At 60.8% G+C, this 13784-nt stretch carries 12 protein-coding genes and 1 pseudogene; 4 read left to right on the plus strand and 9 right to left on the minus strand.

Features of this window, described 5'->3' with window-relative positions; translation table 11 throughout:
- Nucleotides 1-137: 137 nt before the first annotated feature.
- The 3 genes from BM113_RS20365 to BM113_RS20375 form a co-directional block, all read right to left on the minus strand.
- Nucleotides 138-554 (minus strand): DUF7970 domain-containing protein, encoded by a 417-nt coding sequence (locus BM113_RS20365; RefSeq protein WP_089789816.1) that lies wholly within the window; start codon nt 552-554, stop codon nt 138-140.
- Nucleotides 551-1438: a ParA family protein gene (locus BM113_RS20370; protein ID WP_089789817.1), complete on the minus strand. Its 888-nt coding sequence runs from the start codon at nt 1436-1438 to the stop codon at nt 551-553. Before BM113_RS20370 ends, BM113_RS20365 begins: the two co-directional genes overlap by 4 nt.
- A 502-nt stretch (nt 1439-1940) precedes the next feature.
- Nucleotides 1941-2345, minus strand: a complete 405-nt coding sequence (locus BM113_RS20375; RefSeq protein ID WP_245758132.1) for a DUF7344 domain-containing protein — start codon at nt 2343-2345, stop codon at nt 1941-1943.
- Nucleotides 2346-2842: 497 nt separating this feature from the next.
- Here BM113_RS20375 and BM113_RS20380 point away from each other — a divergent pair, with 497 nt between their 5' ends.
- Genes BM113_RS20380 through BM113_RS20390 form a run of 3 tightly spaced genes read left to right on the plus strand, consistent with a single transcriptional unit; the run spans nt 2843 to nt 5414 of the window.
- Nucleotides 2843-3835 carry an ABC transporter substrate-binding protein gene (locus BM113_RS20380; RefSeq protein ID WP_245758133.1) on the plus strand — a complete coding sequence of 331 codons (993 nt, stop codon included), beginning with the start codon at nt 2843-2845 and terminating at the stop codon, nt 3833-3835.
- The gene (locus BM113_RS20385; protein ID WP_089789819.1) at nt 3832-4674 is read left to right on the plus strand and encodes an ABC transporter permease; all 843 of its coding nucleotides are present in this window, start codon (nt 3832-3834) and stop codon (nt 4672-4674) included. Before BM113_RS20380 ends, BM113_RS20385 begins: the two co-directional genes overlap by 4 nt.
- The gene (locus tag BM113_RS20390) at nt 4671-5414 is read left to right on the plus strand and encodes an ABC transporter ATP-binding protein (RefSeq protein WP_089789820.1); all 744 of its coding nucleotides are present in this window, start codon (nt 4671-4673) and stop codon (nt 5412-5414) included. The genes BM113_RS20385 and BM113_RS20390 overlap by 4 nt, the downstream gene beginning before the upstream one ends.
- A gap of 31 nt (nt 5415-5445) precedes the next feature.
- Here BM113_RS20390 and BM113_RS20395 read toward each other — a convergent pair.
- The 5 genes and pseudogenes from BM113_RS20395 to BM113_RS22070 all read right to left on the minus strand — a co-directional run bounded on the left by BM113_RS20395 (nt 5446) and on the right by BM113_RS22070 (nt 11783).
- Nucleotides 5446-6695: pseudogene (locus BM113_RS20395) on the minus strand (RNA-guided endonuclease InsQ/TnpB family protein).
- Between the two features lie 197 nt (nt 6696-6892).
- Complete coding sequence (locus BM113_RS20400) at nt 6893-9070, minus strand: type B DNA-directed DNA polymerase (RefSeq protein ID WP_089789821.1); 2178 nt, start codon at nt 9068-9070, stop codon at nt 6893-6895.
- Nucleotide 9071: 1 nt separating this feature from the next.
- Nucleotides 9072-9377 (minus strand): DUF8156 family protein, encoded by a 306-nt coding sequence (locus tag BM113_RS20405; protein ID WP_089789822.1) that lies wholly within the window; start codon nt 9375-9377, stop codon nt 9072-9074.
- A 2-nt stretch (nt 9378-9379) separates the two neighbouring features.
- Entirely contained in the window at nt 9380-10294 is a 915-nt protein-coding gene (locus BM113_RS20410; RefSeq protein ID WP_245758134.1) for a hypothetical protein, read from the minus strand.
- A 232-nt stretch (nt 10295-10526) separates the two neighbouring features.
- Nucleotides 10527-11783 carry an RNA-guided endonuclease InsQ/TnpB family protein gene (locus BM113_RS22070; RefSeq protein ID WP_143095877.1) on the minus strand — a complete coding sequence of 419 codons (1257 nt, stop codon included), beginning with the start codon at nt 11781-11783 and terminating at the stop codon, nt 10527-10529.
- Between the two features lie 231 nt (nt 11784-12014).
- On the opposite strand from BM113_RS22070, the gene BM113_RS22770 reads away from it, so the two are divergent.
- Entirely contained in the window at nt 12015-12458 is a 444-nt protein-coding gene (locus BM113_RS22770; protein ID WP_245758135.1) for a hypothetical protein, read from the plus strand.
- Nucleotides 12459-12584: 126 nt separating this feature from the next.
- Here the strand turns inward: BM113_RS22770 and BM113_RS20425 are convergent, their stop codons facing one another.
- A complete protein-coding gene (locus tag BM113_RS20425; RefSeq protein WP_089789825.1) occupies nt 12585-13613 on the minus strand; it encodes a Cdc6/Cdc18 family protein in 1029 nt (342 codons plus the stop codon).
- Between the last annotated feature and the right edge of the window lie 171 nt (nt 13614-13784).

Here is a 13784-nt window from a genome sequence, read left to right on the forward strand (position 1 = left end):
ACTACGTACTCCATGCAGCGAACGATAATAAAGAAGTCGCGCTTACTTGGCGCTTCGTCGATAGGTCGATCCCCTTCGACGCGCTACGGAAACCGACTGTCTCGTGATCGACTCGAGGGACGAACGGTCGGGGTACGTTACTGCGATCGCCGCTCTTCGAGCAGTAACTCGGCTACACGGTCCGGTTGCTCGTTGGCGAGTTTCAGAACGGCGTTGTGGATTTCCCTCGTCGCTTCGTCCACGACGTCCGCCTGGGCAAGTCGCGGGCCGATAGTCGTTCGAACGTTCTTTTCGAACTGGGACCATTCCTCGTCTTTCGCGTACAGCGGCTTTTGTCGCACTTCGCTGTACTCGAACGCCGGTCCCGTCTCTGCGGGATCGGCCGATGCCTCGCTTTCACCGGTCGTTTCCTCGTCGCTCGGCGACAGCGTGGATGTGGTCGTCTCCTGTGTCGTGGACTCCGTCGATCGTCTGCCCGATTTACCCGAGGCGGACGAGTCTTCGTCGTCCCCGGATTCCGTTCCGCTTTCGAGGTCGTCGAACGGATTGCTCATCGTTCGATCCCTCCGTTCGTAACGATCGCGGCCAGTTCTTCGTAACAGGGGATCTGATCGCTTTCCGGATCGTAGTCCTGTAGCGGCTGGTTGTGCTGGAGCGACCGGGAAAGCGACGAGCGATACCTGATTCCCGGCTTGGGCGTATCGATTTCACCTGCGTCGATCTGCTCGAACGTTTCAGCTGTGATTCGAGCGAAGTCCGGAACTGCCTCCTGCAGTGGTTGGCCCGGATTGACCTCGTAACTGGCGGTATTCAGGTTCTCCAGCAGCTCTCGATCTTCGGTCCGTTGATCGATCCGATCCTCGAGTTTGTTGGGAACGACTGCGAGAACGTCGACGTCGATATACTCACGTGCCGGTTCGATCAGCCGCTCCATCGTTCGCTTGTAGCCGCCGATCGCGCTCGAGCCCGGTTCGATGGGGATCATGACGTTGCCCGTCGCGACCAGGGCGTTGTTGTTCAGCATTCCGGGGTATGCTGGGCAGTCGAACACAATGTAGTCGTAGACGTCGCCGAGCAGCGGATCCACGACCTTTGATTTGATTCGTGCGGATCCCTGCATCGCGCCGGCGAGGTCGTTCTCGACGTCCTCGAGCGTATTCGAAGACGGAAGCAGGTCGAATCCGTGTTCAGTCTCACGGATCAGGTCGTTCGGGGTGGCATCGCCCTCGAGGAGAACATCGCCGAGATCGAGGTCCGCCCCATACGCGTCTTCGAATCCTAGGCCGTTTGTCGCGTGCCCGTTCGGGTCGAGATCCGCAAAGAGCGTATCGCCCCGTTCGGCGAGCTGTCGGGCCAGGTTGATCGAGGTCGTTGATTTGCCGACACCGCCTTTGAGGATGACGACGCTTACAGCGCGTGGCTCGTCTGTGGCTCCCATAGTATGTAACTCCGTCCGCCGCAGACCGCAATAGGTGCCTATTGTGGCTTCAATAGGTGCCTATTCTTCCGACAATTTCCGTCTCAGCGGACGTTTCGTATGTTTAACTTGTCGTACTTATCTCTACCGTAGGAGCTTGTAATAGGTAGCTTAGGTGCAGTAGGTGAATTACCTATTCCGCATGTTGTAGCTATTTTACCTATTTCGGCTACCACGCCTATTGTACCTATTTTAGCTATTGTAGCTATCGCACCTATACTGCCTATTGTTACTGTTGCAGATACTGCACCTATTCCATCTGGCTCCCCTATCCAACCTACCGAACCCGGCCCGAGTGGTGAAACAGAACACTTCCGAACGAGGCCAAGCCTAATCAACAGACGGATAGGTGAGCCCCGACTGATCCACCCTCGAGATCGACGTCGAGAACTCACAGTGGCAGGACAGACCGGTCGTGTCCAGTGTGGCAATCCAGGCTAGTGAAAGGACATTGAGATACCGTTCAGTTACGGTGGGAGTTATCCCCGTAATCCTCCCAGGCACAGAGCTCGAGAGCGGTCGCAATAAAGGAGGGGAGTTCGCAGGCTTTGATTCGTTTCGAGGAGGGATCGAACTCGACCAGATTCGCGTTCTCTAGTTTTGGGAGGTGCGTATGGTAGAGATTCGTCGTGATCTGTCTGATCGCTTCTTGTGAAACGTCCTCGAGTGGGCAGTCCCGTTCCCACGCTGCGATCTGCCGAGCAGTTTCCGAAACCGTCAGCGAGTGATTTTTCCGGAGGCAGTGAAGGATACATCGTCGCCGATAGTTTGCGAGGAGACGAAAGGATTCATCCAGGGAATTGGAATACCCTCTCTCCAGTGGTGCGGGCACGTCCTCCCCGTCTCGTTTCCCATCCTCTCCCGTCATATGATGGAAGTCGAACTGTGACAATGATAAGTCCGTGACTGTGATTGGCAAGCCCGCACACCAGTATACGAAAGTCGAGATACGGAGAAAACCATCAGTCAGTACGAAAATCACTGTTCGTCCTACCTGCTGGAAAATGCGGGCCGAAAGAGCCGTTGAGGTCACTCGTTCGGTATCTCGTTTTCGACATCCGAGCCGGAGCCCCAATACCTCTTGTCAAACTTGACCTTCCCTGTCTCACTGACTGTGAGATATACTTATCCGAACCACGGGTACACTGCCGCCTTGCTGCCGTCTCGACAGCGACCGATCGCTTTCGCTCCAGCAATCTCGAGCGGTTCACTGGTCAGAGATCGAAAGATCGATTCAGTACGCGGGCTGTTGCGTTCCCGCTTCGGATAATCGGTCGCACGGACATGGTCACTTTTAATATTGGAAGAGTAAGTTTTAGCAAGAATTATTAATAGAGGGGTTTGGATAATATAGTGATGAGCGGTATGACTCGGCGAGACTTCTGTTGTGGTATCGGTGCCGGAATGATCGGTGGGCTGGCGGGTTGTCTGAGCAGCGACTCTCCCTCACTCACAGTCGCGTACGTCCCGATCTATCCCAACATGCATCACTACGTTATGGAAGCCGAGGGTATCTACGACGAGCTCGATGCGACTGTGAATATCGAGCGCTTCGCCAGCGGTCCTGACGTCGTGACCGCGTACGCGGCGGGTGATATCGATGCCGCATTCTTCGGCGTCACGCCCGCGATGGTGCTCGTCGATCAGGGTGTCGACGCCGCGATCGTCACGGCCAACAGTCGCAACGGGTTCCGGATCGTGGGAACCGAGACGTTCGCTCGACGCTACGATGCGGAGGGTACGGGCACGTTCGAGACGTTCGAAGCCGAAGAAGGCCGCCGCCCACGGATCGCTGCCCCACCCGACGGCAGTGTCCCGGACATTCTCCTCCGGTACTGGATCGAGGCGGATCACGGCTACGAGGATACCGTCGACGTCGTCGACAAGCGGACGGTCCCACCAGCCAATGCACCCGAGGCGCTCGCTGGCGGTGATATCGACGCGACCGTCATCCAGGAGCCATTTGCGACGGCCATGCTCGAGGCGGGAGCAGAAGCGCTCCGGTGGTCCGGCGACGTTCTCCCGGATCATCCCGTTACTGCGTTGTTCGTTCACGACCGCGTCCCGGATGAGACGACGGTGGAACTCGTCGACGGACACGCAGCGGCGACGGACGTTATCGAGTCCGATCCGAGTCGGACCGCGGAGGCCGCTGCGTCGGTGATCGGTTCCGGGATCGACGGAGAGACCGCCGAGCGGGCGCTCGACTCCCCGGCCGCCGACTTCCTGTCGAACCCGCGAACGATCGCGACGCCGACCGTCGAGATGTCGGAGTTCGTCGCGGGTGTCGGGAACGTCGACGAACCGGTCTCCGAGAACGACCTGTTCGACTTCGCTCCTTACGATACGGTCGAATGAGTCTCCAGGACGCAAACGCGGTCACCACCGCAGTCTCCGAACATCTCGAGTGGGAAACCGTGCGGCGGATCGGATTCGGGCTCGTCGGGACACTGGCATTGACCGGGTTGTGGGCAATCGCCGCGGCCTCCGTCTCGCCGGGATACTTGATTCCCGGTCCACGAGCCGTCGCAGCGGCGCTCGTGACCGAGTTCAGGGCGACCGAGCCGTTGGTGACTTTGGGTTTCCGGACCGATCTCCCGCGGGCGATACTCAAACTCGGTCAGACGTTCGCTCACTACGTTCCCGGACTCGCGGTCGGCGCAGTTCTCGGTGCGGGGACCGGCGTGGCGATGGGCTGGGACGAACGGCTCGATGACCTCCTGACACCCGCGGTGCGGGTGTTACGTCCGATCCCGCCGCTGGCATGGATCGTTTTCGCGATCGTGTGGTTCGGCATCGGTCACGGCGGTGCGGTCTTTATCGTCGGTATCGGCGCGTTCTGGATCAACTTCTACGGAGGTTACGATGGCGTTCGGGACGTTCCCGACCACTTGCTGGAGGTGGCCGAATCGCTCGGGACCCGATCGGATTTCGGTATGATCCGACTCGTCGTCGTCCCGGCGGCGTTGCCGTCGATCCTGACGGCGTTCCGGACGAGCCTGGGGCGGTGTCTGATGATCGTCGTCGGCGCGGAGTTGTTCGGGGCGCCGGGCGTCGGCTTCGAGATCATCAACGCGGCCAACAACCTCGCGATGGCGACCAGCGTCGCGTACATGCTGGTGATTAGCTCCGTCCACATCGGACTCGACGTCCTGTACCGGAGGGCAGAGCGACGACTCCTCGAGTGGCAACCATGAGCAGGGTACGTGTTCGTGATCTGGAAAAGGTCTACGATGGTACACAGGAGATCCAGGCGTTTTCGGCGGTGAATTTCGACGTCGAGAGTGGGGAGTTCGTCTGTCTCGTCGGTCCGTCGGGCTGTGGGAAAACGACGCTCCTGCGGATCCTCGCCGGATTCGAGGAGCCAACGAGCGGCGAGGTACTCGTGGACGGTGAGCCGGTCGAAGAACCCGGAATCGATCGCGGCATGGTCTTTCAGGAGTACAGCCTCTTCCCGTGGCGGACCGTCGAGGAGAACGTCCGGTTCGGCCTCGATCGACCGGCCTGTGAGTGTGCCGACTGTACGGCGCGAGTGGCGGGATTGATCGATCTGGTCGGGCTGGACGGGTTCGAGACCGCGTATCCGAAGGAGCTGTCCGGCGGTATGAAACAGCGAGTTGCAGTGGCACGGGCGCTCGCGGTCGATCCGGCCGTTCTCCTGATGGACGAACCGTTCGGGAGTATCGATGCCCGGACCCGAAACCGGTTACAGACGGAACTACTCGATATCTGGCGACGAACCGGGAAGACCATCGTGTTCGTCACACACGAGATTCCCGAGGCCGTCGCACTCGCCGATCGAGTGCTGGTGATGCGTCGAGACAGTGGTCCGGGACTCGCTGCGAGCATCGATATCGAACTAGAGCGACCCCGGTCCCGGACGGATCCCGCATTCACCGAACGGGTTGCCGCCGTTCGAAACGTGCTCGACTCCTGACAACAAATACCCCATGTGAACGGCCTCGGGGTCAAGCCCCGAGGCTTCCCGTTTCGATGACGCGACTTGCAGGAACCGACGAAGACCCTGCTCCGTCAGTCCCCACAGCGGTCGCAGTCTCCACGGGCGTAGATTCGGCCTGTCCCAGACCTAGCTCCTGAAGACCACGAGCAAGAACGTTGTATGACGCATTCGCGTCCCTGTCCGCCTCAAACCCACACGACGGGCACGAGTGTTCCCGCACCCACAACGGCTTCTCCGTTTCGACACCACACTCAGCGCACTCTTTGGTCGTCCCCGCAGGGTTCACTTGGACGACGTGCGTGCCGTACAGGTCGCCTTTGTACTCCAGCATCTCGATGAACCCACGCCACGCAGCGTCCTGCTTGTTCCGCGCATTCCCACGCTGTTGAAGCATCCCTGAGACGTTCAAGTCTTCAACGAACACGGCGTCATACGTCTTGCCGAGCCACGTCGTGAGCTTGTGCTGGAAGTCCTCAACCTTCCGCTTGATTCGACGCTTGACCTTGGCGACCTCGCGCCGTTGTTTCTCCCAGTTGTTGCTCCCGTGTTCCTTGCGGGAGAGACTGCGTTGCTCGCGGCGCAAGCGGTCGTACTCGTCGGTGAGGTCAAGCCAGTCCACGCTGTCGCCATCGCTCGTGTAGATGTAGTTCTGGATGCCGATGTCGATGCCAACGCAATCCTCTACATCCAAGTCATCCACGTCGGGTTTCTCGGGGGGTGCGGTTTCTTCGAGTTCGAGGCCGAATGTGACGTACCATTCACCTGTCGTCTCTTTCTTCAGCGTGACTTCTTTGATGGTGGCGTTGTCGGGGATTTCGCGGTGGTAGCGGATGGGGATGTCACCGATTTTGGAGAGCCAGAGCGTTGCAGTCCGACCACTCGTGTTTTTGAGTTCGAAGCCAGACTGCGAGTACGTCATGCTCTGATATTCTCGCGGTGACTTCCACCGAAGTTCACCGACCTTGTAGCCCTTTTCTTTCTTGTCTGAGAGGTTGCTGAGGTTGTCGTAGAAGCGTTCGACGGTCTTCTGCAACGCCTTCGAGTGAACGTCTGCGAAGACGGGCCACCTGTCTTTCCACTCAGTGAGTCGCTTCTGGTGTTGGTACGCCGAACCGATGTTGTCCTCGTCAGTGTCGAGGGCGTTGTATTCGTAGCGGGTGGGTTGTAGGCTTGGCGATGAATGTCGATGTGGCGTTCCACTTCCGGAGTTACACCTGTTCGGTCAAGATAGGCGCGGAAGCGGTAGTCGTACCACATCGCTGTACCGTGATTATTGGTATGTTTCGACTTATTGGTTTGGTTCACGAGTTGTCGGCTTCATCCACGGGGTCAAGCCCCGTGGCATTCGCCTCGACAGCCTGTAAAAGAAAGGCTGATTCAACTATCCGTCTCCGAGGGCGATTCTCACCGGCTCCAGAGGGGACGCGTCACCGACTCGCTGAAGAGGGCAGCGTTCACCCCGAATCCTCGTCCCGATGGAAATCGGACAATTCCGGCTCTCGAGTCTCCGCGAGTGCCCGTCGAATGTCCGTCCGGTCCCATCCCAGCGGCGAAAGCACGCTCTCGACGGCTCGGACGAGTTGCGTCTCGTAGTACGACGGATCGTACGACTCGACCGCTTCGTGGGCCAGCGCAACCCGCTCTCGAGAGGTCTTCTCGTCGTCGACGACCACGTACTCGATAGTTTGCCCGGGATGGACGGCAATATCCTGCTCCCGTGTACGTTTCAGCGCGGCCACGTTCCGGGTGTTCTGCGTGTATCCCTCGAGCGGTTTGGAGACCCGGTTCCGTTCGACGAGTCGGTCGGTCGGGACTGTGCCGGCGTGAAGTCGCTCGAGTGCGTCCTCGAGGCAGACGAGGACGGCTTCAGGTGACCGGGTCACATCGAATCGCTCGAGACACTCCCGCTGGACGTCCGCGATGAACTCCGGCGTCGACCGCTGTCGGGCCTCGATTCCTCTGATCTTGAACTCGTCCTCGCCGGCGACTCTGCCGAAGTACTTCGTCAGTGCGCCGGCCGCACTCTCGCGCTGGGGAACGAACGCGACCCAGTCGTAGTGGGCTTCGTGTTCGAGTCGGACGTCGACGGCCTCCGTAACCGCCGTCGCGAGCGTCTCGAGATCCGTCCGCTCGGTATCGTCGACGTCCGGGTCCGGCGTCACCCAGATCGAATCGACGATCCCGTGGACGACGCGCCACCCGCCGGCTTCCAGGCGTCGCTTGGCCGTCAACAGGATCTCGCGGGCGTACGCGTTGATCGCCTCGTGGCACTCGATCCGGCCGAACTTCGCGTTGCTGAACCCCTGGTACCCGAAACAGGCGACGAGGATCCACTTCAGTGCCCCCGACTGGCCTTCGAGTTCCTCGAGCCGTTGCCGGTCGGGCTCGTCGCGTTGCCGTTCGTGACGGATCGCGGCCTTGATCTCGTCACGCGCGTCGACGATCGGTTCGAGCACGTCGACGAGATAGCCCCGGTCGTCGCAGATCGAGTAGCCGAGCCCGGGTACGTCGTCGCGATCGTGACACTCACAGCGGATGACGTCCGGAGAGACGTTGCGCGTACAGATGATGTTCGGATACAAACTCGAGAAATCCAGTTCGTGGACGTCCTCGTGCAGTCCGACGTCCGGCGCAAAGACGAATCCGCCGCGGTCGGCGTCGTGGAGCGTTCCCATCGGTTTGTAGAACTCGTGTCGCCAGGAGTTCCACGGCACGAGGACGCCACGGTCGTGGGCTTCACGGATCTGGATCGCGGTGAGCACGTTCCCGATCGACGCCCACGCGAGTTCCTGTACCGGTTTCCCCGAGCGCGACACGAGGTCGAGAACCCCCTGGAGGTTCGTCTCGCCGTAGAAGAAGGTGTTCGACTCGTCGACGATCGCTCGTCCCGGAACGTTGTACCGGGCCGGCGAATGCCCGACCCGACCGTAACTCGAGTACGTCGACCGGTTCGCGAGTTGCTGGTAGTCGACGTCGGGCCAGCGACTCAGCGTGAACTCGTCGACGTCGACGTCGACGTCGGCAGCCGCGGCCATCCCGTGTAGCGTCGGGACGATCTCGGCGGTCGAACAGACGAGGACGTCCGGATCCTGGGCATCGAGCGCCGCCTGGACTGCGGACAGGATTCCCCCCGGCGACCCGGTGACGGTCTCGCCGTCGATGGACAGCTCCGTGTATACCTCACTGCCCGTTTCGGGTACCGGAACCTCGAGCCGGAGCGTCGACAACTCCCTCGCTGGCGTCGGGTCGAGCCCGTTCTCCAGACAGTAGCGGAACTCCCGCGAAAAGTCGACGTTGAAGCACGTGAGGTCCCCGACTGGATATGCGGACAGCTGGCGGGCCCGTCGGGCGATCCGAGTCACTCGGTCGACGTGGGCGACGTCGACCGCGAGGACCGGCTCTTCTCCCCGTCGAAAGGCCGGCCGTCGCGTAACGATCTCGGTCGAAACGACCTCCGGGTGTCGGTCATACGTCGTCCGCAGTTCCGCGAGGTCGACGTCGGTTTCCGGGGAGCGAGGGGCGACGAAGAAGCGCGGCGTATAGTCGTCGCGCTCGGTCGCGACGGCACCGTCGGCGGTCGCTTCCCACTCGAGTACGCGGCCGTCGTCGAGGAAGTCGATCGTGAACGGCATGTTACGGCTGCGGCTCACACGCGGTGTCTTCCCGGTCGTCGCCGTCGTCGAGTGCGGCCTCGAGTTTCTCGAGTCGCTTTTCGTACTCGTCGAGACGGGCCTCCTGCTCGAGGTCGATGCTGAGGAGAGCGGGCAGGAGGGGGTTCCGGTGGTTCAGTAACCCGCTCGCGTCGGCGTGTTCCCGGGCGTACTCGAACAGTCGGTCGAAGCGCGGTTGATCGCGACGCCGAAGGGCACGGCGAAAGTCCGCCCAGCGCTCCTCGATGGCCCGCAGCGCGTCCCGGTACGTCGGGTTGGTTCGGCCCATCGTTATCGCCCCCCTGTGTCGGCGGCGGTCCATGTCTCGAGCAGCGGGGTTGCACTGTGGGCTGTCGAGTCCGTCCCCGTTCCCGACCCCACCCCGACGGCGTCCGGGCCTCCCGTCGACGGCTCGGTGGTCGGCTCGAGGCCGACCTGTCGTGCACGGAGTTCGAGTACCCGTCGCCAGTAGGCGAACGTCGTCTGGTAGTACGCGCCGTCGTCGACCGGATAGACGATCGTCTCGAAATCCTCGCCCACGAACCGCGGCCCCAGTTTCGTTCGTTCGCATTCTATGCGACGGTCGGCTGCCGTCTCGACCGGCCTCGAGAACTCGTCGCGCTTGCTGCGTGTGACGAGGACCGGAACGTCGTACCCGTCGGCGTAGCTCCCCAGTCGTGCGAGCGTCCGTGCCTGGAGGGTCTCCGCCCTTTCTCCGGTGAGGGAATCACTGGCCCGGTACTGGACGTCGACTGCAGGAACGACGACGAGAGACGGGGTGTGTGGAGACGATGTCTCACTCCGATTAGACGGCGATCGGTCTCGAGGATCGGCGTCGGTCGCCGATCGCTGGATGGATCGGTTTACCGCCGTCGGGAGGTCACGGACCGCCCCGTAGTGCTGGTAGGCGGTGAACCCACGGGCGACGTGGATCCGGTCGAGTAACCGTCTGCTCGGTGCGATCCGGGCGATCGAAGTCGTCGTCGCGTGGCCGTCCGCGTCGATCCAGAAAGCGGGCCCCTCGTTGAGAAGGAGGTGGTCGAGGACGAAAGACTGCAGGAGTTGGACGCCGCGCCCACCGGCTACATCGAGGAGCGTGATCCCGTTCGAAAGCCGGGGGAAAAGCATCCCGTCGGTGGCCGGATCGGCCCGATCGACGAGGTTCCGGTTGCGATCGGCGTCCCGGGTCGGTCCATCGACTGTCATCCGATTCGATTCCGATTGGGAGTACGCGGCCATACGCGACTAGACGCCCACACACCCGATAAGCCGAGGCGTGTCGTTTCCGCGTTTCAGGAAAGACAACTCTCTGGGGAGAATCCGGCGTTCGGCGGGGGATACCCACCACGAGGACCGTTTCCGGGAACGGTTCCTGAATCGTCGATCCTCGGAAGTCGTCGGCTCCCTCCTCACCGTCACCGTCAAGCTATCAAGGGTGTCAACTACCCACCGCTGAAGCGGTGGGCTTGTCGGTGGACTCCCGTTCAAACTCCAAGCTGGAGTGGACGTTGGACACGTCGCTCACGTTCAACGTCCCCGACTTCAGGGCAAGCTGACCGTTGCCCAACCCATCGGGACGTTTGCCCGATGGTAAAGCTAACAGACGGAGGCCGACGTTTTTCGCCGCGTTGTAGTCGCCGTCCACCTCGTACCCACACTCGTTGCACGCGAACCAGCCCGTCTTACTATCACGGTTCGTGCTGGACTGGTGGCCGCACTTCGAGCAGGTCTGCGAGGAAAACGCAGGATTGACCGACTCGACGCGGATGCCGTACTCGGCGGCCTTGTACGCGATTTGCTCTTGGAGTTCGCGGAACGCCCAGTTATGCATCTGCCGCTTCAACTGGTCGTCGCGGGCATCCATTCGCTCGCGGATGTGGGTCAGGTCTTCGACGGCGATGTACGAACAGCCGTGTCGCAGGGCTTCCTCCACGACTCCACGCGAAATGTTGTGCAGGCGGTTCAGGACGAAGCGGTTTTCCCGTCCCGACAGTCGCCGTAACGCCTGCCGAGCGGAACGGGTGCCTTTGTCCTGAAGGCTCCGTCTCACGCGGAAATAGTGGTTCTGGCCCCACAGCAGTTCACCGCCGTCGAAGAATCGTCCCGTGCTGGTCACGGCGACGTTCTTCAGGTTCAAATCCACACCGAGAACGCGGTCGCCGTCGCGCTGGTCTACCTCTTTCTGGATGACGACGTGGAGGTAGAACGCATCCTCGTCGGGGCGGTAGTGGAGTGTCCCCATCCGCTTCTCGTAGTCGTCGTCTCCAAGGTACGACCGCTGGTACTCACCAAGCACGAAGTCGGCTTCGACGCGCCCGTTGACCGTCGAGAGTGTGGCGTACTCGTCTTTGATGGTCAGGGTGCGCTTGTCATAGATGGCTGAGGGTTCATCGAACGATGGGAGCGGGCGGCTGTTGCCGTTCTCCCACTCAGCGACGGTGCTTTTCATCGCTTCGACGGCTTTCGAGTAGGCGCGTACCACGAGGTTCGCGGGGAGGTCGGTAACGTCGCGCAGGTCGTGGTACACTTCGTCGTGGATGGTGGACTTGTTGAGGATCAGGTCGCCGTCGTCGTCTCTGCCATGGTCGATGGTGTGGTTGGCGGCGGTGTTGAACTGTTGGATGGTCTGATGGAGGTCGTCGTGTCGCTCGTCGGGCACGTCGAGTTTGACGGGGACGGTGCGTTTGACCTCCATCGCAGATTCACATACGGATGTTTTATTTATGTATTCTGTGCCACCACTGGGGAGTCAGCCCTGCCATCGTCGGTGGTTTGCTGCTCGGAGCGTACGCGCTTCCTCCCACCCCTAAAGGGGTGGGCTTCCGCGCTGTACCGCTGTGAAAGGCCGAGGGAACGTCCCCTGTTTTCAAGCCAACACTGCATGAACGCCTACATATAAGATCCGGTGGCGGTAGTGAACTCGTATATGTCGGGAGTGGGTGATGGGAAACCAGAGAACGTTGACACGTTCTCCCTTGCAGACGGACGGAGCGCAGTGTATATTTCTCGGGAAAAGAAACACTTCTCTACGTTACACGACGGCTATCCGTTAGCAGAAGACTTCCTGGACGATCTGAAGACCAAAGGCGTCAACGCGATCGTTATCGATGGCGACGAGGGGGTTTACGTGTTCGATCTCCATCAGTATCAGCGGGGGGATCGACTCGGGCACGCTCCGTATCCAATGAAACGCGTCGTTTCGATCCACGACGCCGAGTCGGCCCACGACGAGCCGGACAAAGAGGTTCTGGCGACGATCACCGAATGGGAGTGGGTAACCGACAACGATCTCGAGCCGGGACACGATCGACCCGGGAACCCAGATTCCTCCTCGAGTTATCTCTCCGAAGAGAATTATAGTAGCCACTGAAAGGCAGTGGGCACCGATCGCACGATAGCTATGCGATCGGTGTGCGAACAGTTTCAGTTGTCACTATAGAACTGGCTCGCCGGTCGGATCCTGAATCGGCGAGCGACTACTCCCGATACCCCGGGACTACCGAATTGCCGGAGTGGCCGTCGAGTCGACGAGCGAATACTCCCGATCACGACTCGTCCCCTCGGCCTCGAGGAGGTTGTACTGGGCCATCTTCGAGAGATAGGTCCGGACGGTTCGTTTCGTTCGCGGATCGTCGACCTCGTCGGTATATCGGTCGTGGATTTCGTTCGGACTGAGCGGTCCGTGGTCACGAACGATATCGTAGACGACTCGCTGGTGTGGGGTGAGCGAATCCAGACTCTTTTGTTTGATTTGAGCGCGCGCGTCTTCCGCTGCAGCGAGGAGGATATCGTCGGTAATCCGCTCGCGGTTCTCGCGGTCGGCCTTGCCGGCCGCCGAGCGGAGAATGCCGATCGCGAGCCGGGCGTCGCCGGCGGCCGCGTCAGCGATGCGATAGAGCTGTTCGTCGGTGATGACGGCTTCTTCGAGTCCCCACTTCGCGCGAGCGTCGAGGATATCGTAGAGCTGTCCGTCGGCGTAGCTGTCCATCCGGACGTGTTCGCTCGAGCGGAGTCGACTCACTAGCCTGTCGTCGACCCGGTTGAACAGGTCTTCCTCTTCGTTCGCGATACAGACGATGGCGAACTGCGGGAGGCTGTGGAGGTCGTAGATCACGCTCGGATCCTCGAGTTGATCCGCCTCGTCGAGGATGACGACCGTTCGGGGACCGTCGTGGTGCTGCAGTCGATCGATGAGTTCGTCGTGTGGCGTCGACTGCCGGTGGATGTCGATCGTCGTTCCGAGGTCGTCGAGGATCCGGTAGAGCGTCCGGAACCGGGTGTAGTTGCGCCAGCAGTTCACGTAGGTGACCTCGACGTCCAGGACTGCTTCCCGCAGTCGTTCGGTGACGAACTTCGAGAGACAGGTCTTTCCCGCGCCGCTGGGCCCGGTGACGATGGCAGTCTCCGCCGGTTCGCCGTTCGTGATCGGTTCGAGGACGCTGGAGAGGTGGTTGACCTCGGCGTCGCGATGCTCGACCTCTCGAGGGACGAACCCGGCCCGGAGGACTCGAGCATCGCGGATCATCGTTCCTGGCTGTCCTCTTTTGCAGCAAGTACTAAAAGTGTAATCGGGTCGTTTCCGGAAAGGGACGCTGAACGGGGAGTGAGCCGTCCCAGTCAGGTGCTGTACGGCGATTCGGACGGCGGTCCGGTTAGTTTCCGGGAACTTCCGGGAACCGGTCGCGTCCGAGATCGA

It is taken from the genome of Natronobacterium haloterrestre (genome assembly GCF_900112205.1).
GTDB lineage: Archaea > Halobacteriota > Halobacteria > Halobacteriales > Natrialbaceae > Natronobacterium > Natronobacterium haloterrestre.

Excerpts from the sequence above, each read along its gene's own strand:
- BM113_RS20365 (WP_089789816.1), bottom strand. The coding sequence starts at position 554 with ATGAGCAATCCGTTCGACGACCTCGAAAGCGGAACGGAATCCGGGGAC.
- BM113_RS20370 (WP_089789817.1), bottom strand. The coding sequence starts at position 1,438 with ATGGGAGCCACAGACGAGCCACGCGCTGTAAGCGTCGTCATCCTCAAA.
- BM113_RS20375 (WP_245758132.1), bottom strand. The coding sequence starts at position 2,345 with ATGACGGGAGAGGATGGGAAACGAGACGGGGAGGACGTGCCCGCACCA.
- BM113_RS20380 (WP_245758133.1), top strand. The coding sequence starts at position 2,843 with ATGACTCGGCGAGACTTCTGTTGTGGTATCGGTGCCGGAATGATCGGT.
- BM113_RS20385 (WP_089789819.1), top strand. The coding sequence starts at position 3,832 with ATGAGTCTCCAGGACGCAAACGCGGTCACCACCGCAGTCTCCGAACAT.
- BM113_RS20390 (WP_089789820.1), top strand. The coding sequence starts at position 4,671 with ATGAGCAGGGTACGTGTTCGTGATCTGGAAAAGGTCTACGATGGTACA.
- BM113_RS20400 (WP_089789821.1), bottom strand. The coding sequence starts at position 9,070 with ATGCCGTTCACGATCGACTTCCTCGACGACGGCCGCGTACTCGAGTGG.
- BM113_RS20405 (WP_089789822.1), bottom strand. The coding sequence starts at position 9,377 with ATGGGCCGAACCAACCCGACGTACCGGGACGCGCTGCGGGCCATCGAG.
- BM113_RS20410 (WP_245758134.1), bottom strand. The coding sequence starts at position 10,294 with ATGACAGTCGATGGACCGACCCGGGACGCCGATCGCAACCGGAACCTC.
- BM113_RS22070 (WP_143095877.1), bottom strand. The coding sequence starts at position 11,783 with ATGGAGGTCAAACGCACCGTCCCCGTCAAACTCGACGTGCCCGACGAG.
- BM113_RS22770 (WP_245758135.1), top strand. The coding sequence starts at position 12,015 with ATGTCGGGAGTGGGTGATGGGAAACCAGAGAACGTTGACACGTTCTCC.
- BM113_RS20425 (WP_089789825.1), bottom strand. The coding sequence starts at position 13,613 with ATGATCCGCGATGCTCGAGTCCTCCGGGCCGGGTTCGTCCCTCGAGAG.